This is a genomic window from Janibacter sp. RAF52, assembly GCF_052114035.1.
In the GTDB taxonomy this organism is placed as follows: Bacteria; Actinomycetota; Actinomycetes; order Actinomycetales; family Dermatophilaceae; genus Janibacter; species Janibacter hoylei.
Genome location: NZ_JBFRDY010000003.1, coordinates 90,088 through 114,989 on the forward strand (window position 1 = coordinate 90,088; position 24,902 = coordinate 114,989).

The 24,902-nt window shown below is 69.9% G+C and carries 23 protein-coding genes; 12 read left to right on the forward strand and 11 right to left on the reverse strand.

Translation table 11 applies throughout. The features are described 5' to 3' along the window. Positions 1-53: 53 nt before the first annotated feature. The 4 genes from AB4Y78_RS04905 to AB4Y78_RS04920 all read left to right on the forward strand — a co-directional run bounded on the left by AB4Y78_RS04905 (position 54) and on the right by AB4Y78_RS04920 (position 3,644). The gene (locus AB4Y78_RS04905; RefSeq protein WP_441713134.1) at positions 54-860 is read left to right on the forward strand and encodes an abortive infection family protein; all 807 of its coding nucleotides are present in this window, start codon (positions 54-56) and stop codon (positions 858-860) included. Positions 861-1,094: 234 nt separating this feature from the next. After that, positions 1,095-1,736 (forward strand): hypothetical protein, encoded by a 642-nt coding sequence (locus AB4Y78_RS04910; RefSeq protein WP_441713135.1) that lies wholly within the window; start codon positions 1,095-1,097, stop codon positions 1,734-1,736. 112 nt (positions 1,737-1,848) lie between these two features. Further along, positions 1,849-3,237: a hypothetical protein gene (locus AB4Y78_RS04915; protein ID WP_441736904.1), complete on the forward strand. Its 1,389-nt coding sequence runs from the start codon at positions 1,849-1,851 to the stop codon at positions 3,235-3,237. Positions 3,238-3,386: 149 nt separating this feature from the next. Further along, a complete protein-coding gene (locus AB4Y78_RS04920; RefSeq protein ID WP_441713137.1) occupies positions 3,387-3,644 on the forward strand; it encodes a hypothetical protein in 258 nt (85 codons plus the stop codon). On the opposite strand, the gene AB4Y78_RS04925 is transcribed toward AB4Y78_RS04920, so the two are convergent. Then, the gene (locus tag AB4Y78_RS04925; RefSeq protein ID WP_441713138.1) at positions 3,628-4,197 is read right to left on the reverse strand and encodes a hypothetical protein; all 570 of its coding nucleotides are present in this window, start codon (positions 4,195-4,197) and stop codon (positions 3,628-3,630) included. The genes AB4Y78_RS04920 and AB4Y78_RS04925 overlap by 17 nt on opposite strands. Positions 4,198-4,389: 192 nt before the next feature. Further along, positions 4,390-4,719 (reverse strand): helix-turn-helix domain-containing protein, encoded by a 330-nt coding sequence (locus tag AB4Y78_RS04930; protein ID WP_441713139.1) that lies wholly within the window; start codon positions 4,717-4,719, stop codon positions 4,390-4,392. Between the two features lie 203 nt (positions 4,720-4,922). Here AB4Y78_RS04930 and AB4Y78_RS04935 point away from each other — a divergent pair, with 203 nt between their 5' ends. After that, positions 4,923-6,044, forward strand: coding sequence for a methyltransferase (locus tag AB4Y78_RS04935; RefSeq protein ID WP_441713140.1), 1,122 nt, complete (start codon positions 4,923-4,925; stop codon positions 6,042-6,044). Between the two features lie 7 nt (positions 6,045-6,051). Here AB4Y78_RS04935 and AB4Y78_RS04940 read toward each other — a convergent pair whose 3' ends face one another. Together AB4Y78_RS04940 and AB4Y78_RS04945 are read right to left on the reverse strand one after the other, a co-directional pair. After that, entirely contained in the window at positions 6,052-6,705 is a 654-nt protein-coding gene (locus tag AB4Y78_RS04940) for a hypothetical protein (RefSeq protein WP_387355687.1), read from the reverse strand. Further along, complete coding sequence (locus AB4Y78_RS04945) at positions 6,702-7,829, reverse strand: cysteine desulfurase family protein (RefSeq protein ID WP_441736907.1); 1,128 nt, start codon at positions 7,827-7,829, stop codon at positions 6,702-6,704. Before AB4Y78_RS04945 ends, AB4Y78_RS04940 begins: the two co-directional genes overlap by 4 nt. 64 nt (positions 7,830-7,893) lie before the next feature. Between AB4Y78_RS04945 and AB4Y78_RS04950 the strand changes: the two genes are divergently transcribed. The 3 genes from AB4Y78_RS04950 (at position 7,894) to AB4Y78_RS04960 (ending at position 10,857) form a co-directional block, all read left to right on the forward strand. Continuing rightward, positions 7,894-8,736, forward strand: coding sequence for a PhzF family phenazine biosynthesis protein (locus AB4Y78_RS04950; RefSeq protein WP_441713142.1), 843 nt, complete (start codon positions 7,894-7,896; stop codon positions 8,734-8,736). 15 nt (positions 8,737-8,751) lie between these two features. Then, entirely contained in the window at positions 8,752-8,985 is a 234-nt protein-coding gene (locus AB4Y78_RS04955; protein ID WP_441713143.1) for a superinfection immunity protein, read from the forward strand. A gap of 186 nt (positions 8,986-9,171) precedes the next feature. Further along, positions 9,172-10,857: an ABC-F family ATP-binding cassette domain-containing protein gene (locus AB4Y78_RS04960; protein ID WP_441713144.1), complete on the forward strand. Its 1,686-nt coding sequence runs from the start codon at positions 9,172-9,174 to the stop codon at positions 10,855-10,857. A 56-nt stretch (positions 10,858-10,913) separates the two neighbouring features. Here AB4Y78_RS04960 and AB4Y78_RS04965 read toward each other — a convergent pair whose 3' ends face one another. From AB4Y78_RS04965 to AB4Y78_RS04980, 4 genes are all read right to left on the reverse strand, one after another. Then, positions 10,914-12,848: an acyl-CoA dehydrogenase family protein gene (locus tag AB4Y78_RS04965; RefSeq protein ID WP_441713145.1), complete on the reverse strand. Its 1,935-nt coding sequence runs from the start codon at positions 12,846-12,848 to the stop codon at positions 10,914-10,916. A 106-nt stretch (positions 12,849-12,954) separates the two neighbouring features. Next, complete coding sequence (locus AB4Y78_RS04970; RefSeq protein WP_259920809.1) at positions 12,955-13,989, reverse strand: phosphotransferase family protein; 1,035 nt, start codon at positions 13,987-13,989, stop codon at positions 12,955-12,957. Beyond that, positions 13,982-15,628 (reverse strand): AMP-binding protein, encoded by a 1,647-nt coding sequence (locus AB4Y78_RS04975; protein WP_441713147.1) that lies wholly within the window; start codon positions 15,626-15,628, stop codon positions 13,982-13,984. The genes AB4Y78_RS04970 and AB4Y78_RS04975 overlap by 8 nt, the downstream gene beginning before the upstream one ends. A gap of 7 nt (positions 15,629-15,635) precedes the next feature. After that, positions 15,636-16,592 carry a cyclase family protein gene (locus tag AB4Y78_RS04980; RefSeq protein ID WP_259908939.1) on the reverse strand — a complete coding sequence of 319 codons (957 nt, stop codon included), beginning with the start codon at positions 16,590-16,592 and terminating at the stop codon, positions 15,636-15,638. Between the two features lie 137 nt (positions 16,593-16,729). Here AB4Y78_RS04980 and AB4Y78_RS04985 point away from each other — a divergent pair, with 137 nt between their 5' ends. Continuing rightward, positions 16,730-17,638, forward strand: a complete 909-nt coding sequence (locus tag AB4Y78_RS04985) for a helix-turn-helix domain-containing protein (protein ID WP_441713148.1) — start codon at positions 16,730-16,732, stop codon at positions 17,636-17,638. A 93-nt stretch (positions 17,639-17,731) separates the two neighbouring features. On the opposite strand, the gene AB4Y78_RS04990 is transcribed toward AB4Y78_RS04985, so the two are convergent. Genes AB4Y78_RS04990 through AB4Y78_RS05000 form a run of 3 tightly spaced genes read right to left on the reverse strand, consistent with a single transcriptional unit; the run spans position 17,732 to position 21,220 of the window. Continuing rightward, positions 17,732-19,150, reverse strand: coding sequence for an MFS transporter (locus AB4Y78_RS04990; RefSeq protein WP_441713149.1), 1,419 nt, complete (start codon positions 19,148-19,150; stop codon positions 17,732-17,734). Further along, on the reverse strand, positions 19,147-20,520 hold the full coding sequence (locus tag AB4Y78_RS04995) for a M20/M25/M40 family metallo-hydrolase (RefSeq protein ID WP_441713150.1): 1,374 nt from the start codon (positions 20,518-20,520) through the stop codon (positions 19,147-19,149). The genes AB4Y78_RS04990 and AB4Y78_RS04995 overlap by 4 nt, the downstream gene beginning before the upstream one ends. Before the next feature lie 25 nt (positions 20,521-20,545). Then, complete coding sequence (locus AB4Y78_RS05000; protein ID WP_259908943.1) at positions 20,546-21,220, reverse strand: TetR/AcrR family transcriptional regulator; 675 nt, start codon at positions 21,218-21,220, stop codon at positions 20,546-20,548. 124 nt (positions 21,221-21,344) lie between these two features. Here AB4Y78_RS05000 and AB4Y78_RS05005 point away from each other — a divergent pair, with 124 nt between their 5' ends. The 3 genes from AB4Y78_RS05005 to AB4Y78_RS05015 are packed head-to-tail and all read left to right on the forward strand — an operon-like array spanning position 21,345 to position 24,851. Beyond that, a complete protein-coding gene (locus tag AB4Y78_RS05005) occupies positions 21,345-22,634 on the forward strand; it encodes an acetyl-CoA C-acetyltransferase (protein WP_441713151.1) in 1,290 nt (429 codons plus the stop codon). A gap of 34 nt (positions 22,635-22,668) precedes the next feature. Further along, complete coding sequence (locus AB4Y78_RS05010; RefSeq protein WP_441736911.1) at positions 22,669-24,006, forward strand: 3-oxoacyl-ACP reductase; 1,338 nt, start codon at positions 22,669-22,671, stop codon at positions 24,004-24,006. Next, positions 24,006-24,851, forward strand: a complete 846-nt coding sequence (locus AB4Y78_RS05015; protein WP_259908946.1) for a MaoC/PaaZ C-terminal domain-containing protein — start codon at positions 24,006-24,008, stop codon at positions 24,849-24,851. The genes AB4Y78_RS05010 and AB4Y78_RS05015 overlap by 1 nt, the downstream gene beginning before the upstream one ends. Positions 24,852-24,902: the final 51 nt, after the last annotated feature.

The following is a 24,902-nucleotide window of genomic DNA, read 5'->3' on the forward strand; positions in this document are numbered from 1 at the left end:
ATGACGTCCAGGGTCGACAACAGGCCGTCAGGGTCGAAGGCGGGGACTGAGTAGTGACACTCTCCAAGAAGCAAGTGATGCAGGTCGTCAGTCGATACATCGGTGTCGAAGGCGGTTACCTTGGCGACTTCTCCTACCGGACACACACCGAGTTCTACCCCGAATATTGCGACATTGACGACATCTTCCCAGATGAACTTGCTGGCACGACGCGCGAGAGGTTCATCGAGATCCTCTCGACTCAGTCGGCTGATCGACAGGCGCGGATCCTGAGAGGCGTCCTTGAGCGCTTTCCCGTGGATAGCCGACCGGAAGCACGCTCCAAGTTCAAGCCCCAGATCGAGGCTTGGATCGCCGAACTCCACGGAGAACCTGCAGTTGCGAATCCGAAGGTCGAGGCGGTGAGCACCAGTGATGTCGTCCGTCGTGCTCTGTCCGACGCCGAAAGTCTGCTGCGCACTGGGGGGCCCGTTAGCGCTGTCGATCGAATCCACACGGCGCTCCACGGGCATGTCAAGGCGTTGTGCGCTGCGTCGGGCATCCAACTTGCGGACTCGGTGACCTTGCAGAAGGCTATGAAGGAACTCCGGACCCATCATCCGAAACTCAAGCCCACGGGCGCTCGAGCTACCGATGTCAGTCAGGTCCTTTTCTCAATGGCAGCGACGCTGGATGCCCTGAATACGATTCGCAACAACGCCAGCGCTGCGCACCCGAATGATGATCTCTTGGGCGATCCAGAGGGGCTCCTTGCGTTGAACGCGGGAAGGACGATCTTCACGTACGTCGTGCAAAAGACCTCCGAGTCGGATCCCGAGCCTGCGGTGCCCACCGGGCCATTGGACGTGCCCCCGTTCTAGCGTCGCTGTCGTCCACTTGCCCGTCCGCGCGGTTGCCGACGGGCACGACGTTGCTAGGGGTCCTGCCAACGTCGCTGTCTTGGGCGAGGGCCAGCGGAGTCTTCATCGACGGAGAGGGACGTCTGTGCGAGACCCGCACGGGCTGGTGATGGCGGTCCTACCTGAACCCACGCTGTTGTCGCCCCGCCCCGGTAGAGTTAGTTCAACAGCCTCGTCTCGGAGTTCAGGAGTCTCGTGCCCGTCGTTCAGATCACCTATGACTTGCCCTTTGATATTGCCAAGGGTCTGGCGACGGGCGAACTCAGGTTGCTTGGCACCGCTGCTGTTCGCAACGGCACCAACATCACTGCCCACATTCGTGAGGTTTCTCGGACCCTCTCTGACGGCGACAGCGCGATGAACGCGACTCTTGCCAAGAGCCTGAAAGATCCGAAGGTCATTGCGGTGGGCCTCGGTGTAGTTGTGGCGGTCGCGGGTGCCGGCGCGGCCGCGGGCTGGATGGCAGGGAAGAAGAGCAAGGGAATTCCCGAGGTGGCAGCGCCTGAGTGTGTGATCGTCTTCAACGATTCCTTGTCGTCGTACCTGGAGGCGGTTGACAACGGAGCCGTCGATGCTGCGGTTATCGATTCGTTGATCAGTGCCCTCGATACCCTCAAGGCGGAGGCCGCGGAGGGAAACATCGCTGTGGACATTTCGATCGAACAGTGGGACGTCCTGGTCGGAGTTGTTGCCGACTACACTAGCAAGCTTGCGGAGGCAAACGCAGTCGAGTTGGGTGCACTCGAAGGTATCGCGACCACGCTGGACACTGGCCGTGTCGTCGACCTACGCCGCTACCTTGAGGCTCAGCGGCGCATTTTTGACGAGTCGGCGTAGGTAAGTGCGTGTTGCTGCCCGGCCAGATTCGGGGGCCTGCTGCGCGTCGTCGCTTCAGATTCTCACCGCGTGGTTTTTTTGACATGACGGACTCTGCTGAGGGGAGCTACTTATGCCTGCGGTCGACACCACCCGTGCGCCGAAGGGCGAGCTAGCCGCCATCGCACTGGTCGAGGCAGTCGTCGCGAACGATGACCGGGTGGAGCGCCATTTTTTAGAGATCAAGAGCCAGCTCGACCTCACAACAAGGAAGGATCAGGCCAAACTGGCCAAGTTCATCCTTGGCGCAGCCAACCGGATGCCAGATCAGGCGAACAGAGCCTTCGAGGGGTACGGCGTAATGGTGATCGGCGCATCGGATGGTCAGATGCCAGGCATTCCGCCCATCGAAGCGCTAGACATCGAGAGGGCGGTCCGACCGTTCCTCGGAGCAGATGGTCCCCGCTACGACTTCGTCCGGGTTCCTTGCGAGAGCAGCAAGAATGAAGTCCTCGTCCTGCTCGTCGACCCGCCCGAAGTGGGCCAGGCGCCGTTCGTATGCAGGAAGAGTGGCGACGGGGGCCTTCGGGACGGCGCGGTCTTTGTGCGTGCAGACGGGGAGACACGTGAAGCCAATAGCGGCGAACTGCAGCAGTTGCTCGAGCGAGGGATGGCGTCGACGCCGAGCGTGAACTTCGGGGTGGGGATCGTTGGGGTCGTTCACCCAGCGACTGTTGACCAAGACGAGATCCTGGAGGAGTACATCTCCCGCACGCGGGCCGAGCTCGTAGCTCCGCTGAGGAAGGAGAAGCCATCAGCTACGGCGGAGAGGGCTATCGGCGGATCCTTCGACGAAGCGATCAGTCAGCAAATCAGGTCGATATCCAACGCCTATAGCCTCAGATCATCGCTGACGATGGAGAAGCGCAGCGAAGCCGAGTTCCTCGAGTCGATCGATGACTGGGCTGACCGCACACGCAAGGCTTGGCCTGACGCGGTACTTCGTCTGATCGGCGCGGCCACCCCAGTCGAAGTTGAAGTTAGAAATCATGAGAAGACGTTCTTTCATGACGTGGAAGTGAAGATTCACATCGAGGGTGATGTGTCTGGGTCGGCGGCATGGAAACCCAGCGGGCGACTCTGGCCCGATGACCTTGATCTGCCTAGTCCGCCAAGGAAATGGGGAGAGGTCGCACCACTGCTTGGATCTGGCCCGACATATATGCCTCCGCCTAGGTTCAACTCAGTCGTCATGTCACGAACGAGTTGGAACAACTCCGGGTCAGTTGACCTAGAAGTGTCCGTTGGCGAAGTGCGCCCAACGGGTGTCGTCATCACGGATGACGAAGAGGTGGTGCTTTACACGACAGATCGCTCACTGACCTCAGCAACCGGCACGTGGCAGATTACGGCTCGAGACCACAATGACGTGTACGCAGGAGAGCTGGAGGTAGAGATCGGGCAGCCGCTTGACCTGACTCGCGTCCTCCGGCGGATCCTGGGGTTGGATAAAGGCGAGTAGTCGTGTGGCTGACGGCCAGGCGTGTTGGAGACCCGCGAGCTCCTAGGGCTGAGTACTGTGGACGGCGTAGCTGTAGAGTGGGAGGCCTTCACGGGAACGGCCAACCATGCTAAAATGAGAATCATTATCAGCGAATAGGAAGGAGGGGCATGGAACGTCAGAAGTTTGAGGCTTACAACGGAACTTATGTGGAACTGACCCCTCGAGCTGCGGAGAGCCTCCGCGACGCGGGTTTCGAGACCCTGCAGGAGCAGGTGGACTTCAGCCGCGCAATGGCTGGTGCAGCGGCTCGTGCCGAGCGGTTGCACGTCATGCAGGTGTCAGCTGAGCGGTCAATGGCCGCGGCAATCGAGGCGAACGACCTGAGCAAAATGGCAGACGGTTCTGATCTCAGTCGAGCACAGTAGGGTACGGCAGTCGGAGAACGTTCAGGATCGCCGAGTCGTCCACCACGCAAATCTGGACGTGGTCAAGCGACCTGATTGCAGACTTCTTCGCCAGATCAGTTCCTGCTCGGTAAATCGGGTCACCCTCTTGGAATGCTCCGCGAACGGTCGTGAACCGAGGAGTGCCATCCTCGCCGCGCCACTGCTCAACGACTTGGTTGATTACCCAGCAGTCCAAGCTCCGGTTGCACTCGTTCTGCGTCAGCCCGTCAGCTACGGCAGGAGGTGCCGCCTGCCCCACTTCTGTAACGAATTGTCGCCACTGGATCTGGGTGAGGTCGAGGCACCGAGAGAGGTCGATAACAGCCGCGTAGACAACCTGGTCCTCGTCGCTCGCCCAGCTGGTCGCGCGTTCGAAGTCTCGCTCCCAGAAGTAGATGCCGTGCCCGAGCCAGTCCCACTCATTTTCGCTAGGCATCAACCGATCTCGATCGATGTCGACCGCCTTGGACGCGGTGGTGCCATGGAAGCCCCAGACCAGTTCATTCGGAATGTCGGACATCGGCTTCGTCACCACCCTTCCTAAAGCAAGTTACAATCGTGTCACTCCTCCGTTCCAGAGTACTGGGCGGAAACTCAGACCGCAAGATGTGGCGCCTCTAGGGCGCCTAGACCCCAACATCTTGTATGTGAAGACACTTCAGAGATTGGTCGAAGGGGGAATGGACCGGGTCGCCGATGCGATGCTGTCGGGCAGTTAATCGGTTCATCGGCTCCGTCCATGCGGATCCCTCAGGACTACGTCTCGCTCCTTCAGCCGACTGCGCACCGTGTGGTCGCTGACCCCCAATCGCTTGGCGATGGTCGCCAGTGACTGACCGCCCAGGTAGGCAGTGACAGCATCGTCGATCTGCTGGCTGGTCAACTTTCCGCGACTGAGACCTCCGTGCCGGGCGACGATATCCCTGACTGTCCGGCGGTTGATCCCATACTCCTCAGCCAGCTCACGCTGCGGGACACCGGCCTGGTGCTTGGCCACCAGTTCGGCCTGACGCCGGGCGGACAGCCGAACATGCTTCTGCTGAGCCTTCCGCAACGTCGCTTTGTCACCGGCCTGGACTTAGGGCGTCTGCCCACCGTGGAGCATCCTCAACAACTGTTGCGACGGATACGACAAGTGCTGGACAAGTTCCACCACACCAAAGGCCCGAGGCGCTGCGACAGTCAGCGTCTCGGGCCTTCGTCGTCCCCCAGGGCGTCGCAGGTCCCGGACGAGGGCGGCCGTAGACTCGCCGCACCATGGACACCATCCGCTGGGTCGAGGACGGCACCGACAACCAGGCCGAGTGGCACTCCGAGAGCGGGGCCCCGGCCCCCACCGAGGTCGTCGTCGCCGACGACGCGCTGACCGCCGACTCCGCGATGCGGCTGGCCGCGCGCGGCACCGCGATCCTGTGGCGTGGGGACTACCACAACGCCCGCCAGCTGCTGAAGGCCATGGACCGCCGCATCGAGCGCCGCGCCGCGCGCCGTCAGCGCGGTCGAGTGACCTTCGCCCGTCATCGCGCCGAGCGGACCGAGCGCGCGACCCTGCTCGCCCACCTCGTCGTCGAGCTCGACGCCGACCGCGAGCTGGACCTGCGCCGGGCGCCGGACGTGGGCGAGGCCGCCCGCGCGGCCTACGGCGTGGGCGAGGGGCCGATGGTCGTCGCCGTGCAAGAGCTCCTCGGTGTCATCGGCGCCCACCAGTGGCAGACGAAGGGGGTGCAGGTCCCGGCCCTCGGCGCCACCGTCCACCCGGGCTACGGCGTCTTTTCACCTGTCCGTGGTGAGTACGTCGACCTCGTCGCCCATGCCCCTCTGGCGGACCCTGTCCCGCGCACGGCCTTCGACCTGGGGGCGGGGACCGGCGTCCTCGCCGCGGTCCTCGCCCAGCGTGGCGTGGAGCGGGTCGTCGCCACGGACATCAACCCTCGCGCCGTCGCCAGCGCCGCGGACAACACCGCTCGGCTCGGTGTCGCCGACCGGGTCAGCGTCGTCGAGGCCGACCTCTACCCGCCGGGCCGTGCCGACCTCGTCGTGTGCAACCCGCCGTGGCTGCCCGGCGAGCCCACCTCGGACCTCGAGGTGGGCATCTACGACCCGGCGTCCGACATGCTGCGACGCTTCCTCGCCGGTCTGTCCGCGCACCTCGAGCCGGGCGGCCAGGGCTGGCTCGTCATCTCCGACATCGCCGAGCGCCTCGGCCTGCGCAGCCGCGACGACCTGCTCGGCTGGGTCGCCGACGCCGGGCTGCAGGTGGTCCAGCGCCTCGACACGGTGCCGCGGCACGGCCGCGCCAGTGATGCCCGCGACGCCCTGCACGAGGCACGCCGGGCCGAGGTCACCTCCCTCTGGCAGCTCGCACCGGTGGGCCCCTGAGTCGACCTCAGGGGCGCCAGGTCGGCAGGTAGCCGGGCATCGAGCAGCGCGCCGCGACGGCCAGCCCGCTCAGCGGGAAGGGTCCCTGACGCCCGGACCACCAGGCGAGCTCTGCCGGCACGCCATGGGCCACGAGCGCCCGGCGCAGCTCAGCATCGATCTCCGGGGCCCGCGACGACGCGAAGACGACGAACCCGTCACCGGGGACCGGAGGCGGGACGTAGCCGGGCCCCCGTTCGGTCGTCGGTGAGGGCCCGACGAAGGAGACCGCGGCGCCCGAGGCCGGGAAGACGTGCCACCGGGACGGGACCATCCGCCGCATCCCGATCGCGGAGGAGATGTCGGTGTACGTGGCGATCGAGGCCGGGTCGATCGAGCCGAAGGGGATCGCCCGCACCGTGCCGAGGTGGCGGCCGACCCGCACCCCGTGGGCGTGCAGGTGGAGGAAGGAGGACAGCGACCACGCGATCCACCCGAAGGCGACGAGACCGACGAGGGCGGTGGCCACGAGCAGGATGGGCAGCTCGTCCCGGTCCCCGAAGACCACGGACCCGACGAGCAGCGCGAGGGGGACGGCGCTGAGCAGCACGAGGTCGTAGACCGCAGGCGTGATCTGGTACGAGCGCACCACCGGACCCAGCCAGGCCGGTGCCGAGCTCATGCCGGCCGCCCGGTGAGCGCGCTGACGAGGGCGGGCACGGCGCGGTCGACGTCGGCGGAGCTCGTCGACCGCCCGAGGGACAGGCGCAGCGCCCCGAGGGCGGTGTCGGCGTCGAGCCCCATGGCGAGCAGCGCGACGCCCGGGGAGTGCACGCCCGCGTGGCAGGCGCTGCCGGTCGACGCTGCGATCTCGGGGAGGATCTCGAGGACCTCGGCTCCCACGCGACCGGGCAGCGCCACCATGAGGGTGTTGGGCAGGCAGCCCTGCTCGGGCGACACGCGGACCAGCCCCGGCACGGCACGGGCAAGGCGGTGCCACAACGTCTCTCGCAGGGCGATCTGTCGATCGGCCTCGGCGACGAGCAGGCCCGCGGCGAGGTCGGCGGCGACCCCGAGACCGACGATGAGCGCGACATTTTCCGTCCCCGGGCGCAGGCCCCCTTCCTGACCGGCGCCGAGGACGACCGGTGCGACGCGGGTGCCGCGTCGCACGTAGAGGGCACCGACCCCCTTCGGTCCGTAGAGCTTGTGCCCGGCGATCGACAGCAGGTCGACGCCGAGGTCCGCGACGTCGACCGGCACCTTGCCGACCGCCTGGGCTGCGTCGGCGTGGACCAGCCCACCGGCGGCGTGGACCCGCTCGGCGAGGTCGGCGACGGGCTGGAGCGCACCGGTCTCGTTGTGCGCGAGGATCAGCGTGCCGAGCCCGATGGCCCCGGTGGGCAGCCCGTCCAGGCGCACCCGGCACTCGCCGTCGACCGGCAGCTCGTGCACGCGCCAGCCGTGGTGCTCCCGCAGGTGCGCCAGGGGTGCGGCCGTCGCCGGGTGCTCGACGCACGACGTGACGGCCACCCGGGTCGCGAGGTGCCGAGCGGCGCCCCGGATCGCGATGTTGTTGGCCTCGGTTCCGCCCGAGGTGAAGACGATCTCGTCCGGGTGCGCGCAGACGAGGGCGGCGACCTGCTCGCGGGCCCGGTCGAGTGCCGCCCGGGCTCGCCGACCCTGCACCGAGGCGCTCGACGGGTTGCCGAAGTCCTCGGTGAGGTGCGGCCACATCGCCTCGGCGACCTGGCGGGCGATGGGCGTCGTCGCGTTGTGGTCGAGGTACACGGGGTCGGCGGCCATGCCCCCATGATGTCGGGCGGGACCCGGCGGGGGAGGATGGGGCCACCCCGACGAGAGGACCGCGATGCCCCGCTCCCGTGCCTTCGCCCAGGTCGACGTCTTCGGCTCCCGGCCCTACGCCGGCAACCCGCTCGCCGTCGTCCTTGACGCCGAAGGGCTCGACGATGCGGCGCTGCAGGACGTCGCGCGGTGGACCAATTTGTCCGAGACCACCTTCGTCCTCCCGCCGACGACGCCCGAGGCCGACTACCGGGTGCGCATCATGACCCCCGGCGGCGAGCTCCCCTTCGCTGGGCACCCGACGCTCGGGACCGCGCACGCCTGGCTGGCCCACGGCGGCACCCCACGGCAGGCCGACCGCGTCGTCCAGGAGTGCGGCGCCGGTCTCGTCGACGTCCACCGCGCCGGGAGCGAGCTCGCCTTCACCGCACCGCCGCTCGTGCGCACGGGGCCGTTGGACGACGCCGATCTCGACCGGCTCGTCGCGGCTCTGGGGATCACCCGCGCGGACGTCGTCGGACACCAGTGGGTCGACAACGGCCCGGGCTGGGCCGCGGTGCGGCTGCGCTCCGCCGAGCAGGTGAGGAGTCTTGAGCCGGACTGGTCGCGCGCCCCCGACGCCAAGGTCGGGGTCATCGGCTGGCACGAGGACGGCGGCGAGCACCTCTACGAGACGCGGGCCTTCGTCCCGGGCCTCGGCGTCGGCGAGGACCCCGTGACCGGCAGCCTCAACGCCGGCATCGCCCAGTGGCTCGCGGGCGAAGGCCAGGTCCCGCACCGCTGGAGCGTCACGCAGGGTGGGTGCATCGGTCGGGCGGGGGTGCTGTCTCTGACGGCTGCTGACGACGGCGAGGTGCGGGTCGGCGGCGCGGTCACCACGCTCGTGGAGGGGACGATCAGGCTCTGAGCCTAGGCTGGGGCCATGGCACGCATCGTCACCGACCAGAAGACCCGAGTCGTCAGCGCCCCGGTGGCGATCATCGTCGCCATCCTCTCCGCCGGCTACATGCTCCCGTGGGCCATCGCGGCCGTGCGCGGCAACCGCAACGCGTGGTCCGTCTTCTGGGTCAACCTGCTCCTCGGCTGGACCGTCATCGGCTGGATCATCGCGCTCGTCATGTCGATCAAGGAGCACCGCATCATCGAGGTGCGCTGACCCTTCGAGACGGCCGCGGGCGGCCTCCTCAGGGACCGGCCCTTCGAGACGGCCGGCCGCAGCCGGCCTCGCTCCTCAGGGACCGGCCCTTCGATACGGCCGGCCGCAGACGGCCTCGCTCCTCAGGGAGCGTGGGGGCCGAAATGCGGTTGGTGACACCGGGCGGATCGGGGAGGATCCCCCTTCGTGGGACATGTCGACGTCGCCGGTGTCAGGTACGAGCTCTCGGACGGGCGGGTGCTGCTCGACGAGGTCTCCTTCCGCGTCGGTGAGGGGGCCAAGGTCGCGCTGGTCGGGGCCAACGGCGCCGGCAAGACGACGCTGCTGCGCATCGTCACCGGCGAGCTGACCCCGCACGCGGGATCCGTCGCCCGCACCGGTGGTCTCGGTGTGATGCGCCAGCACGTCGGCGCCGGCCTGGGGGAGGCGCCCACCGTCGCCGACCTGCTCATGTCGGTCTCTCCGCAGCCGGTCCGCGATGCGGCGGCGGAGGTCGACCGGCTCGAGCTAGCCCTCATGGAGACCGAGGACGAGCGCACGCAGATGCGCTACGCCACGGCCCTCACCGACTACGCGGACGCCGGTGGCTACGACCAGGAGGTCGTGTGGGACGTGTGCACGACGGCCGCGCTGGGCGTGCCCTTCGAGCGGTGCAAGTACCGGGAACTGAGCACCCTCTCCGGCGGCGAGCAGAAGCGGCTCGTCCTCGAGTACCTGCTCCGCGGACCCGACGAGGTGCTACTCCTCGACGAGCCGGACAACTACCTCGACGTCCCCGGCAAGATCTGGATGGAGGAGCAGATCCGGGCCAGCGACAAGACGATCCTCTACATCAGTCACGACCGCGAGCTGCTCGCCAACACCGCCACCCGCGTCGTCACCGTCGAGCTGGGCAGCGCGGGCAACCGCGTGTGGACCCACCCCGGTGGGTTCGGGACCTACCACGAGGCGCGGCAGGAGCGCTTCGCCCGCTTCGAGGAGCTGCGCAAGCGGTGGGACGAGGAGCACGCCAAGCTCAAGGCGCTCGTGCTCATGTACAAGCAAAAGGCCAAGTACAACTCCGACATGGCCACCCGCTACCAGTCGGCGCGGACCCGGCTGGAGCGCTTCGAGGCCGACGGGCCACCCACCGAGCAGCCACGCGAGCAGAAGGTGACGATGCGGCTGCACGGCGGCCGCACCGGCAAGCGCGCCGTCGTCTGCGAGCGGCTCGAGCTCACCGGGCTCATGCAGCCCTTCGACCTCGAGGTCTGGTACGGCGAACGGGTCGCGGTGCTCGGCTCCAACGGCTCGGGCAAGTCGCACTTCCTGCGGCTGCTCGCCGCCGGTGGCAGCGACCCCGAGGTGGACAACCTGCCGGTCGGCGAGGCGGTCATCGCGCCCGTGGCGCACACCGGCCGGGCGAGGCTCGGAGCGCGGGTGCGCCCGGGGTGGTTCGTCCAGACCCATGAGCACCCCGAGCTCATCGGCCGCACCCTGCTGGCGATCCTCCACCGCGGCGACGATCACCGGTCGGGCCTGGGCCGCGAGGCGGCCAGCCGGGTCCTCGACCGCTACGAGCTCGCGCACGCGGGGGAGCAGACCTTCGAGTCGCTGTCCGGCGGGCAGCAGGCGCGCTTCCAGATCCTGCTGCTCGAGCTGTCCGGGGCGACGCTCCTCCTGCTCGACGAGCCGACCGACAACCTCGACGTCGAGTCCGCGGAGGCGCTCGAGGAGGGTCTGGCCGCCTTCGAGGGCACGGTCCTCGCGGTGACCCACGACCGGTGGTTCGCGCGCGGCTTCGACCGCTTCCTCGTCTACGGGGCCGACGGTCGGGTGCGCGAGAGCGACGGCCCGGTCTGGGACGAAGGGCGCGTCGCCCGCGGGCGCTGAGCGGCGCGGCTGCTCCGCGCGGTGAGCGGCGCAGCCGTGGCGTGGCCCCGGTCGCGCTAGAAGCTGGCCAGGTCCGACATCATCTCGGTCGTCAGCCACGAGTCGGGGATGCCGAAGCCGGAGATGAGCGTCCCCGCGTGGGGGCGCAGCTGGCCACACAGCTCGTTGACCCGGGCGACGACCGCCTTGGACTGGCTGGCGCTCAGCCGGCCGTGCTCGATGAACCACGCGCGGTTGGCCTCGACGGTGCTGAAGACGAAGAGGTCGCACACGAGGTTGAGCAGGTCCCGTCCGGGCCCGTCGGGGGCCTCCTCGATCGCGGTGACGAAGGCCTCGAGCGCGATCCGGTCGATGTGCGCGCGGGCCGACTCGAGCAGGTGGTCCTGCGCCTCGTTGAAGACGCGGAAGGAGTCGGCGACCTCCTCGCCGGCGCGACGCAGGCGCATCGCGAGCGTCTCGGTGAGGTGCGACTCCCGGTCCTCGAAGAAGGCGAGCTGACCGCCGCGGTCCTCGAGGGCGTTGTCGCCGTCCTTGCCCGGCGCGCCGGAGATCAGCCGCTGGATGATCGACCCGCCGATGGTGTGCTCGATGACCGAGGTCGTCACCTGCCGGGCCCCGAAGAGGATCGCGCCACGGGTGTCGAGCTCCTGGAAGTCGCTCTTGTAGTCGGTGAGCATGCCCTTGGCGAGCAGCTGCAGCAGCACCGTGTTGTCGCCCTCGAAGGTCGCGAAGACGTCGGTGTCGGCCTTGAGGTCGGCGAAGCGGTTGAGCGCCATGTAGCCGGCCCCGCCGCACGCCTCGCGGCAGGCCTGGATGGTGTCGTTGGCGTGCTCGGTGGTGATCGCCTTGAGGCCGGCGGCGCGTGCCTCGAGCTCGCGCTGCGACGACTCGTCGGTGATCTCGCCGGTGTTGATGTCGGCGAGCTTGCCGGTCAGCGCGTTTTGCGCGAGGGCCAGCGCGTAGGACTTCGCGAGCCGGGGCAGGAGCTTGCGCTGGTGGGCCCGGTAGTCCATGACGACGACCTCGTGCTCGCCGTCGGGGTAGGTGAACTGCGTGCGCTGCAGTCCGTAGCGCACCGCGAGGGTCAGGGCGCTGCGGGTGGCCGCACCCGCGCCGGCGGCGACCGTCACCCGGCCGCGCACGAGGGTGCCCAGCATGGTGAAGAAGCGCCGGTTGACGCTCTCGATGGGCGAGGAGTAACGGCCCTGGTCGTCGATGTCGCCGTACTTGTTGAGCAGGTTGGCCCGCGGCACACGGACCTGGTCGAACATCAGCCGGCCGTTGTCGACCCCCTTGAGCCCGAGCTTGGCCCCGCAGTCGCCGATCGTCACGCCGGGCATCGGATGACCTGCCTCGTCGCGCAGGGGGACGAGGACGCAGTGCACGCCGTGCTGCTCCTCGCCGACGACGAGCTGGGCGAAGACCGCTGCGAGCCGGGCATCGCGCGCGGCACCACCGATGTAGTCCTTGCGGGCGGCGGGCGAAGGGGAGTGGACGACCAGCTCGTCGGTCGCGGGGTCGTAGGTCGCGGTGGTGAGGATCGACTGCACGTCGGAGCCGTGGCCGGTCTCGGTCATCGCGAAGCACCCGGGCAGCGACAGGTCGGCCATGCCGGGCAGGTACTCGCGGTGGTGGCGCTCGGTGCCGAGGTTGGCGATGGCCCCGCCGAAGAGACCGAACTGCACGCCCGCCTTGACGAAGACCGACAGGTCGCCGTGGCCGATCATCTCCAGCCCGGTGACCGAGGCCCCGACGTCACCCGTGCCACCGAGGTCGACCGGCAGGGTCGCCCGGACGAGCTCGCTGTCGGTGAGTGCGGTGACGAGCTCGAGGGTGCGCGCCCGGTGCGCCTCGAGGTCGAGCCGCAGGTCGGGCTCGGCGACCGGGAAGCGCGGGTCCGCGCGCAGCTGCTGCCGGATGGCCTCCCACCGACCGTCGAGGACGGATCGGATCTGCTCGGCGACGGGGTCCTTGGTCTGCTCGGCGCTCATGCTCCGCATGCTCGCAGATGCACGGTCGTCACGGGCACCGGGGCGGGTGCCGAGCGCGTCACGCGGACCCCAAGGGCGTCACGCAGACCTCAGCGCAGCCGCCGGGTCAGGCGTCGCGGGCGGAGTCGAGCAGGTGGGGCACGAGCGGGCCGAGCCGCTCGAATCCCTCACCGACCGTGAGCCCCTCGTCGTGCCGGTGCCGGATGCCCTCGAAGATCGCGGCGACCTTGTACAGGGCGAAGCCGACGTACCAGTCGAGGCCGGAGAGGTCGAGCGTGGAGACCTCGGCGTAGGCCGCGACGAGCTCGCGCCGGTCCGGGTAGCCGGGCACGTCGCCCGGGTGGGCCGCCACGGGGGAGTCCAGCCCACGCATGCCGTCCCACCACACGAGCGTGGAGGCGACGTCGGCCAGGGGGTCGCCCCTCGTCGCCATCTCCCAGTCGAGCACGGCGTCGATCTGGTCGTCGGGGCCGACGACGACGTTGTCGAGCCGGTAGTCGCCGTGCACCAGTCGGGTGCGCTGGGTCGTGGGTAGGCTCCGCCGCAGGCACCGCGCGACGTCCTCGAAGTCCCCCAGCAGCGGCGAGCCGACGGCCGAGACCTGACGCAGCCAGGTGTCGAGCTGGCGGGAGAGGTAGCCGTCAGGCCGGCCGAGGCCGGCGAGCCCCACCTCGTCGGGGACGACCTCGTGGAGGTCGGCGAGGCACCGCATGAGGTGGCGGGCGAGCCGCCCCGGCTCCGGCACCGCGGCGAGCTGCTCCCGATCACGCAGGACCTCCCCTTCGGCGAAGCCCATGACGAAGAAGGGGGTGCCGAGCAGCTCCTCGCCCTCCGGCCCCGCGAGGTGCACAGGGCGGGGGACGGGGACGGCGGTGGGGTGGAGCGCCGAGATCATCCGGTGCTCCCGCCCCATGTCGTGCGCCGTCTCGAGCGCTGCCCCGAGCGGGGGCCGACGCAGCACCCAGCGCCGCTGCCCGTCGGTGAGCAGGTAGGTGAGGTTGGACCGTCCCCCGGAGATCAGCGACGCCGTGAGGGGGACGTCGCCGATCTCCGGTACGTGCCGGGCGAGGTACGGCGCCAACCGACGAAGGGGGAGCCCCGGCAGGTCCTCGCCGGCGACGGCGGTGGTCGGCTCAGCCACGCAGCTCACGCCGCAGGATCTTGCCGGTCACCGTCTTGGGCAGCTCGTCGAGGACCTCGACCTGACGCGGGTACTTGTAGGCGGCCATGCGCTCCTTGCAGAAGGCGATGATCTCGTCGGGCTCCACCTGTTCGCCCGCCCGGGTGGAGATGAAGGCCTTGACCGTCTCGCCGCGCTTGTCGTCAGGCACGCCGACGACGGCCGCCTCACGGACGGCCGGGTGCTCGGCGAGGACGTCCTCGACCTCGCGCGGCCACACCTTGTAGCCCGAGGCGTTGATCATGTCCTTCTTGCGGTCGACGATGAAGATCCAGCCCTGCTCGTTCATGAAGCCCACGTCGCCGCTGTGCAGGGCACCGCCGGGCAGCGAGGCCCGGGTCTCCTCGGGCTTGTCCCAGTAGCCGGCGACGACCTGCGGGCCCTCGGCCACGATCTCGCCGATCTCGCCGAGCGGCAGGTCCCTCCCTTCGTCGTCCTGGATCCGCACGATCGTCGACGGGACCGGTGCCCCGACGGACAGGGCGCCGGATGCCGGGTCGATCGGCGACTGCACGCCGAAGGGGGTGAGCGTCATCGGGCTCGTCGTCTCGGTCAGGCCGTAGGCGTTGTGGACCTGGCGGCCGGTGACCTCGTGGAAGCGCCGCTCCGCCGTCGGGGATATGGGCGCGCCACCGGAGTAGACCGTGTCGAGCGAGGCGAAGTGCTCCGGCGTGACGTCGGGGTGGTCGAGCAGTGCGTTGAGCGCGGTGATCGCCCCGATCGTGCACGTCGGCCGGTGGCGCTCGAGGGTGTCGAGCATGACGCCCGGCTCGAAGCGGTAGGCCAGCACGAGCGGCATCGGCGCGAGCAGGCTCAGCGCGATGTGCCCGATGAGTCCGGTGATGTGGAAGAGCGGCGCGATGGCCAGGACCGACCCGCCGGGCGCAAACATCGCGCAGTCGCGGTAGACCATCGCGGTGAAGACGACGTTGCCGTGCGTGTTCATCGCGCCCTTGGGGCGGCCGGTCGTGCCGGACGTGTAGGTGAGGAAGGCGATGTCGTCCGCGCTCGGGCTGACCGGTGGTGGCACCTCGCCGCGGTGGCGCGCGATGAGCTCGGCGAGGTCGCTCGTCCCCTCGTGCCGCGCCCGGCTGCTGCCGGCGAAGAGCCGCTCGTCGGCCTCGGTCTGGTGCTCGAGCTCGCTCGTGGTGAGCACCAGCTGCACGGGGGAGTCGGGCACGACGTGGCGGGCGACCTCGTCGTAGAGCCCCTCCTGCGACAGCAGGACGCGCGCGCCCGAGTCCTCGAGCAGGTAGCGCAGCTCGCGCTCGCGACTCATCGGGTTGATCGACACGAGCATCCCGCCCGCCTTCCACGCGGCGACCATTGCGATGACGAACTGCGGGATGTTTTGCAGGTACACCGCCAGCCGGTCACCTGCGGCGAAGCCCTCGGCGAGCAGCCCGACGGCCAGGGCGTCACTCATCTCGTCGAGCTCGCGCCGCGAGATCACCCCGTCGAAGTAGCGGATGGCGTCGCCGTTGGGGTCGGTCTGCACGCCGGCGCGAAACATCTCCAGGGCAGAGGTGTGCTCCGGGTCGAGCGTCTCCGGCATCTCGCCGTAGAGCCCCAGCCAGGGCTTGTCGTCGTAGGTGCTCATCCACGCCTCACTTGATGACGATCGGGTTGACCGGCGAGCCGGAGCCCTGGTGCACCTTGAGCGGGGCCGCGGCGTAGAAGACCTCGTAGGCGCCGTCCGCGGCGCAGTCGGCGGCGAGGTCCTCGAGGTCGACGATCTCGGTGAAGGCGATGCCGAGGTTGCGCATCAGGGCGTTGTGCAGCGTCAGCGCGACGCCGGTCTCGGGGTCGGTCGTTACCTCGTTGGCGATGGTGTCGGTGACGAGGTTGGGGATCTCCATGTCGGCGAACCACTGGACGAGCTCGGAGCTGTAGATCAGGCCCGGCTCGCAGAAGTCGTCGTAGAAGGCGGCGCCGAGCTCGTGGAAGCGGGCGAGGTAGTTGGTGCGGATGAGGATGATGTCGCGCTTGCGCAGTTCGACGCCCTGCTGCGCGGCGCACGCGAGCAGGTCCTCGTGGGTGTAGGTCTCGGCGGAGTCGAGGCTCCCCTTGCCGCGGTAGCGGGCCATGTCGAGCAGCACCGCACGGCCGACGACACCGCGCTCGGCGATGGGCTGGACGCTGGCCTTGTCCATCCCGCCGACGGTGGTGCGGGCGTCGTAGCCGTTCCACAGCTTGCCGCCGTACCAGACGTGTCCGAGGGCGTCGTACTGCGTCGACCCCTGGAGGAAGGCCTCGATCTTGTCGTCCGCGTAGTGCAGGCCGCCGGGGAAGACCGGCGCGTCGTCGCCGTCCCAGGTGGACTCGTCGAAGATCTGCGTGCGGGTCGCCGGCTCGCGGCTCGGCCACACCGGATCCCCCTTCGGGTCGCCGATGAGTCGCTGGATCGGGAAGACCTTGCCGCTGCGGATCAGGCCGGCCGCCGCGATCACCTGCTCCGGGCCGAGGTAGTTGAGCGAGCCCACCTCGTCCTCGGGGCCCCACTTGCCCCAGTTGGTGGGAGCGTCCTTGAGCAGGTCGGTCAGGTCGGGCGCAGCGTCGGTCATGGCTCCTCCTTGAGCACAACGGTCTGAACAATCACTTGGTCGATCCGTGATGTGCCTACCGTGCTGGTAGGGCCTCTAGGGTGTCAACGACGATCTTGTTCAGTATCGCTGAACATCTGGGACGAAGGGAGCCGGCCGTGGGCGTGCCCGAGGAACCGTCGCTGCACCGGGTCGCCATGGGCCGCGCGGTCCGTGATCTGCGCACGAGGCGTGGCCTCACCGTGCGTCAGCTCGCCGACCAGCTCGGGGTGAGCATCGGCACCGTCAGCGCCGTCGAAAACGGCCGTGTCGCGACCTCCACCGAGCGTGCTGTCCAACTCGCCGACGTGCTCGGCGTGCGGCCCGAGCGGCTGCTGCAGGGCGTCGCCGAGCCGATCCGCGACGAGCGGTGGCGCGTGACCGCGGGCGAAGGGGAGGCCGCCGGGGCCGGGCACTGGCGCCGCTTCGAGCCGCTCGACCTCGACCCCGCCCTGCGCGGCGCGCTCGCGTGCTTCCTCGAGCTGGGCTACCACGGCTCGACGATGCGGGGAGTCGCCGAGCGCGCCGGGCTGTCGGTCGCCGGCCTGTACCACTACTCCTCCTCCAAGCAGCAGCTGCTCGTGTCACTCCTCGACCGCACCATGGACGACCTGACCCGTCGCACCTCCGCAGCGCAGGCCGAGGCGAAGGACCCGTGGACCCGGTTCGCCCTGCTCGTCGAGTGCCAGGCGCTCTTCCACAGCCACCGGCGCGAGCTCGGCTTCATCGGGGCGACCGAGATGCGCAGCCTCGCCGGCCCGGCCCGGGCGCGCATCGCGCGGGTCCGTCGGGAGGAGCAGGCGCGCATCGACGACGAGGTGCGGGCCGCCTGCCGGGCTGGGGCCTTCGCCACGCCGCTGCCGCACGAGGCCGCCCGCGCGGTCGTGACGATGTGCACGGCCATCCCGCAGTGGTACCGGCACGGGGGGGACTCCACGCCCGAGCAGGTCGCGCAGTGGTACGTCGACTTCGCCCTCGACCTCGTGCGCTGCGACCCGGCGCTTCGGCCCGGGGTCGCCCTGACGTAGGGCATCGGACAGGGGACGCACGCCTGCGGAGTCGAAGACGTCCCGCGTGTCGGGGCGCGCGGGCTGTCTCTGAGCTGCCCGCTCGGAGACGACTCAGACCTCGACGGGCTCACGTTCCCGATCGGTCGCCGGCAGTCGCGAGAGGGCGATCGCCGCGAGCAGTGCCGACCCGGCACACACGCCCCACACGGTGAGGTAGCCCGACATCGGGGCGTGCCCCGCGGCCGGGTCGGAGATGCTGCCGGTGGAGGCGAGGGCGACGGCGAAGATCGCCGAGGCGATGCAGCCGCCCACGGTCTTGGTCGCATTGGTCAGCCCCGCTGCCTCGGCGGTGCCGCCGTGGGCGGCGACCGCGGCCGCTGCGGCCGGCAGGGCGGCGACGAGGGCCCCCGAGCCCAGGCCGGCCACCCCCATGGCGAGCATCGTGTGCGCCAGGGCGGTGTGGAGCGGCAGGAAGGTCGCGTAACCGAGGGCGACGAGCCCGGCGGCGCCGACGAGCATCCAGCGGACTCCCACCCATCGTGCCGCGACGGGGGAGAGCAGCGCCCCGACCGCCATGCACGCGACGTAGAGGCCGATGAGGTTGGCGATCGCACCGGCGTCGACACCGAGCCCGTAGCCCACCTCCGCCGGGTCGGTCCGGGCGAAGGTCGACAGGGGGATCTGCGCACCCAGCACGCTCATGCCGAAGAGGGCCGCGGCCAGCTGCACCGGCCACATGCCCGGCGCAGCCAGGGCCCGCACGTCGATGAGCGGCGAGTCGGCCCGCGACTCGACGCGGACGAAAGCCCACATGACGAGGCATCCCACGATGACGAGGGCCCACGCGAGCCCGCTCGTCAGACCCTGCAGCCGGATGGCGACCAGACCGCCGAGCACGAGGAGCAGCCCGCTCGAGAGCAGGGCGGTGCCGGCGAGGTCGAGCCGGCCGGTGGCCGGCGCCGACTCGTCGCGCACGCCGAGGACGATCGCCACGAGCGCCAGGGTGGTCGCCGCCGCCGGGACGGCGAGCAACCCGGTCATCCCGATCACGGGCTGGAGCGCGCCCGCCCCGAGCGCACCGACGATGACGCCGACCTCGAGGGCGAGCACGAGCAGCGCGGCCCCTCGACGCACCAGGGCGGGTTGGTCGGGGCGGTCGCGCGTGCGCTCGTGGAGGATGGCGATCTCCATCGGCAGCCACACGGTGTAGGCGCCCTGGATCGCCCAGCCGACGAGGAAGGTCCAGAAGCCCGGGGCGAGTGCGACGAGCCAGCCGCCGATGGCCGTGATGAGCGTCGCGACGACGAGCACCCGTCGGTGACCATGCAGGTCGCCGAGGCGGGAGAGCACGGGTACGGCGAGGGCCGCGACGATGAGCTGGGCTGCCTCGAACCAGTTGACGTCGCCGTCGGGGATCGCGAGGTGGTCGGCGATGTCGGAGTAGATCGGCGTGTAGTACCCCTGCAGGACGCCGGAGGCGATCTCGACCGCCGCGAGGAAGCCGACGATCCGCCAGATGGCCGGGCTCATCCGGGCACCGCCGCAGCGACGGACTCGTGGGTGAGACCGTCGAGCAGGGTGCGGTACCACCGCACCCCGTCGAGGAAGTCCTGCACGCCCAGACGTTCGTCGTAGCTGTGGATCGACTCGCGCTGCTCGGCGCTCATCCGGAAGGGGGCGAAGCGGTAGACGCGCGGGCAGATCGTCGTGAAGTGCCGGGCATCGGTCGCCGCGTACATGACGTACGGCACGGGGACGGCCTCGGGGAAGACCGTCGTCACCGTCCGCTCGAGCAGGGCGAAGGCGGGGTCGTCCGTCGGGGAGAGCGGGCTCGGCTCGTGCGCTTCGGCGACCTCGACATCGATGGTCCGACCGACGACGCGGCGGATGCGCTCGGTCGCCGCCGCGGTCGTCTCGCCGACGGCGATGCGCAGGTTGAGCCCGGCGACGACGGAGGTCGGGCTGACGTTGATCGCCGGCGAGCCGCTGAGCGTCGTCACGGCGACCGTCGTCCGCGCGAGGGCAGCGGCCTCGGGGCCCGCCGCCACGAGGACGCGTGCGAGGAGCGAGGGGGCGCGCTCGGCGCGGGCCACGACCGGCCGCAGTGCGCGCGGCAGGTGCGGCACCAGGCGCCCGAGCATCTCGAGCGTCGCGGGGGAGACGTGCGCGGGGAAGGGGTGGCGCTCCAGTCGGGTGATGGCCGCGGCGATGCGGGCGGCGGGTCCCCCCTTCGCCGGTCGTGAGGCGTGGCCGCCGCGGCCACTGGCGGTGAGTCGAAGGGAGAGCACCCCCTTTTCGGACACGCCGACGACGCCCAGGGGGCGGGTCACGCCGGGGAAGGCGTCGGAGGCGACGGCACCCCCTTCGTCGAGCACGAACCACGGCCGCACCCCGCGCTCGCGGAGCAGCTCGACCGCGGCGAGCGCGCACGTGCCCATGACCTCCTCGTCGCTGCCGAAGGAGAGCCACACGTCGCGTGCCGGGGCCAGGCCCTCGGCGAGGAGGGACTCGACCGCTGCCATGACCGCGACGAGCTGGCCCTTGTCGTCGAGCGTGCCGCGCCCCCAGATCACGCCGTCGACGACCTCGGCAGCCAACGGCGGGTGGGTCCACAGCGACGCGTCACCGATGGGCACGACGTCCATGTGGGCCATGAGGACCACGGGGTCGGCGTCGCAGGTCGGGGAGCCGGGGTCGGCCGGGACCCGGATCAGCAGCCCGTGGGGAGGGACGTCGACGACCTCCCCGGCCTCGTGCACCCGCGGGAAGTGCCGGCGGAGCACCGCGTGCAGCTCGACGAAGGGGGCCGGGTCTGTCCGGTCCGGGTCGTCCGAGGCGACGGTGTGCAGTCGCAGGACCTCCCTGAGGGCGGTGACGGACGGTGCCTCGGTGGTCGACATGGCCCGACCCTACTCACGCCGGGCGTCAGGAGGAGGGGCGTTTCCACGCGATCTTCGTGCCCGACCAGGCGAGGTCGGTGAGCCGCTCGGTCAGCTCGCCGCGAGTGAGGTCACCGGCGAGCCCGGCGAGCCAGGCATCGGCGCCGGCACGCACGAGCCCGACGAGGGAGTGGCCCCACAGGCGGGCGGGGGCGGGGTCGTTGCCGCGGTCGACGAGCGCCGCGGAGATGAGGTCGCTGATCTGGCCGGCGATCTTGCCGGTGGCGGTGGCGACGGCCTCCGCCGCATTGCCGGACCGGTCGGAGACGACGATGGGTGCGGAGACGATGAAGCGGTAGAGCTCGGGGTCGCGCTCGACGAGCTGGAGGTAGGCGTCGATGGCGGCGCGGACGACGGAGCGGGGGTCGACGTCGAGGGCGCTCAGGCCCGTGCGCTTGGTGTTTTCGCCCAGGACCTTGCCGATGTCGCGCAGGATCAGCTCGTCGACCCGCTCGGCGACGGCTTGGTAGAGGCCGTGACGGTCGCTGAAGTGGCGGTAGAAGACGGTCTTGGAGGTGCCTGCCTCCGAGGCGAGCTCGTCCATGCCGACGGAGGCGCCCCGCGCGCGGATCGTGCGGATCGCGGACTCGACGAGCGTGCGTCGTCGCTCCTGTCGATGCGCCTCCCAGCGGGAGCTGCGGCCGTCGGTGGTGGTGCTCACAGAACGGACGGTAGCAGGTACTGCGAGTACCTGCTACCGTCCGTATCGTATAAGTGCACACTCGGGGGCGCCGGCATCCGCCCGGACCGTCCCGACTCCAACACTCACGACCAGGAGACCTGTGGTGGCTAACAACCTGCCGCGTCGCGCCGCCGTCCTCGGTGGCAACCGCATCCCCTTCGCCCGTCAGTTCGGCGCCTACGCCGAGGCGTCCAACCAGGACATGTTCACCGCTGCCCTCGACGGGCTCGTCGCGCGCTACAACCTCGGCGGCAAGCACATCGACGAGGTGGCCGGCGGTGCCGTCATCAAGCACTCCCGCGACTTCAACCTCGTCCGTGAGGCCGTCCTCGGCTCCGCGCTGGCCCCGACGAGCTCCGCCTACGACCTGCAGCAGGCCTGCGGCACCGGCCTCGAGACCGCGATCCTCGTCTCCAACAAGATCAAGCTCGGCCAGATCGAGTCCGGCATCGCCGGTGGCGTCGACACCGCCTCCGACGCCCCGATCACCGTCACCGAGTCCCTGCGCAAGAAGCTGCTCAAGGTCAACCGCGCGAAGGGCGGCAAGGCGCAGGCCCTCGCCCTCACCAAGATCCGTCCGACGGACTTCGGCATCGCGACCCCGGCCAACGTCGAGCCGCGCACCGGCCTGTCGATGGGTGACCACATGGCCATCACGGCCAAGAAGTGGGGCATCACCCGCGAGGCGCAGGACGAGCTGGCGATGAAGAGCCACCACAACCTGGCCCGCTCCTACGACGAAGGCTTCCAGGACGACCTCGTCACGAGCTTCATGGGTCTGGCCAAGGACCAGAACATGCGGGCCGACTCGTCGATGGAAAAGCTCGCGAAGCTCAAGCCGGTCTTCGGCAAGGGCGACGACGCGACGATGACCGCCGGCAACTCCACGCCCCTGACTGATGGCGCCTCAGTCGTCCTCCTCGGCTCCGAGGAGTGGGCCGCTGAGCAGGGCCTCACCCCGCTCGCATGGTTCGTCGACGGCCAGGCCGCGGCGGTCGACTACGTCCACGGTGCCGAGGGTCTGCTCATGGCCCCGGCCTACGCCATCCCGCGCATGCTCGACCGCAACGGCCTGACGCTGCAGGACTTCGACTACTACGAGATCCACGAGGCCTTCGCCGCGACCGTGCTCTCCACCCTCAAGGCCTGGGAGGACGAGGACTTCTGCCGCGAGAAGCTCGGTCGCGACACCCCGCTCGGGTCGATCGACCGCGACAAGCTCAACGTCAACGGCTCCTCGCTCGCCGCGGGTCACCCCTTCGCCGCCACCGGTGGTCGCATCGTCGCCGCGCTGTCGAAGATGCTCCACGCCAAGGGCCCGGGCAGCCGCGGCCTGATCTCCATCTGCGCCGCGGGTGGGCAGGGCGTCGTGGCCATCCTCGAAGGCGCCTGAGCCTTCCACCGACACACCTCCTAGGAGACATCACATGGGATTCGAGTACGGCAAGTTCGTCAGCTCCGGCCTGGGCAAGCAGATCGCCAACACCCTCGGCCTGCCCCGCCCGACGACGCTGCGTCGTCACAAGGCCGGTGGCTCGCTCATCAACGGCGCGGTGCTGCTCGCCGGTCACGGTGACGCCCCCGTCGCGGCGCTGCTCACCGAGGCCCTCTCGGCCGACGGCGTCCAGATCGCGACCTCCCCGTCGACCTCGGTCGCGGGCGTCGTCGTCGACATGACCCAGGCGGCCACCCCGGCCGACCTCGAGACGCTGCGCGGCATCCTCGCCCCGGCGCTGAAGACGCTGGCCCCGACCGGTCGCGTCATCGTCATCGGCCGCCCGGTCGAGGAGACCGTGGACGTCGCCGAGGCCGCGGCCCGCCGCGCCCTCGAGGGCATCGTCCGGTCGGTCGGCAAGGAGATGCGCGCGGGTGGCACGGCCAACCTCGTCTACGTCTCCGAGGGCGCCGACGCCAACGTCGAGGCGACGATCCGCTTCTTCCTCTCCGGCCGCTCGGCCTACGTCTCGGCGCAGGTCGTGCACATCGGTGACGCCGTCGCCGACATCGACGTGCCCGAGAGCTGGGACGCCCCGCTCGCCGGCAAGGTCGCCGTCGTCACCGGTGCCGCTCGCGGCATCGGCGCGGCCATCGCCGAGGTGCTCGCCCGCGACGGCGCGACCGTGGTGTGCGTCGACATCCCGGCTGCCGGTGGCCCGCTCTCCGCGGTCGCCAACAAGCTCGGGGGCTCGGCCCTCCAGGTCGACGTCACCGCCGAGGACGCGGGCGCCAAGATCGTCGAGCACGCGCGCTCGCTGCACGGCGGCTTCGACATCGTCGTGCACAACGCCGGCATCACCCGCGACAAGCTCCTCGTCAACACCGACGCGGACCGTTGGGGCTCGGTGCTCAACGTCAACCTGCTGTCGATCCTCAAGATGAACGAGGCGCTCGTCCCGGCCATCAACGAGGGCGGGCACATCGTCAACGTCGCCTCGATCGCCGGCATCGCGGGCAACCGCGGTCAGGCCAACTACGCGGCGAGCAAGGCCGGCGTCATCGGCATGACCTCGAGCCTGGCCAAGGACCCGCAGGTCCTCGCCAAGGGCATCACGGTCAACGCCGTGGCCCCGGGCTTCATCGAGACCGAGATGACCGCCAAGATCCCGCTCGCCACCCGCGAGATCGGTCGCCTGACCAACTCCCTGTCGCAGGGCGGTCAGCCGGTCGACGTGGCCGAGACGATCGGCTGGTTCTCCTGGGACGCCAACCGCGCCGTCACGGGCAACACCGTGCGGGTCTGCGGCCAGATGATCCTGGGCGCCTGATGTCGGTCACGACCGTCAAGAGCATCCCGGCGCTCGGGCCTATCTACGCCAAGGCGGCACTGCCGGGCAAGGGTGGCGGCAGCTCGCTGCCGGACGTCACCCTGCGCCTGGAGGGGCACGCGATCGACCGCTCGGACCTGCTGGAGTACCAGCGGATCTGCGGCTTCAACAACAGCGACGTCCTGCCGCACACCTACCCGCACGTCGTGGGCTTCCCGCTCCAGATGCAGCTGATGTCCGGCAAGGGATTCCCCCTGCCGCTCATGGGTCTGGTGCACGTCGAAAACGTCATCACGGTCCACCGTGAGATCCGCTTCGACGAGGCCCTCGACATCACCGTGCACGCCGAGGCCCTGCGGCCCCACCCCAAGGGCAAGGTCGTCGACCTCGTCACCGAGGTGGACGTCGAGGGCGAGCGGGTCTGGGAGGGTCGCTCGACCTACCTCGCCCGCGGCAAGGGTGACGCCGACGCCGAGCGGGGGGCCCAACCCCCGGCGATCCCGACCGGGCAGGCCGCCGCCACGTGGAGCCTCCCGGCCAACCTCGGGCGCACCTACGGCCTCGTCTCCGGCGACATCAACCCGATCCACATGAGCGGGCTCACGGCCAAGGCGATGGGCTTCCCATCGGCGATCGCCCACGGGATGTGGACCTATGCCCGAGTCCTGGGCGCCATCGGCCCGCGCACCAGCGGCCCGTGCACGAGCCACGTGTGGTTCAAGAAGCCGGTGCTCCTGCCGGCCAAGGTCGACTTCGTCATCGACACCGATGGTGAGGAGACGGTCGCCGGGCTGCGCAGCACGCGCAAGCCGGAGACCGAGCACCTCGTGCTCACCCTCGCCTGACGAGTCGTCGACACGATGGCCCGCACCCTCGACCGGGGTGCGGGCCATCGT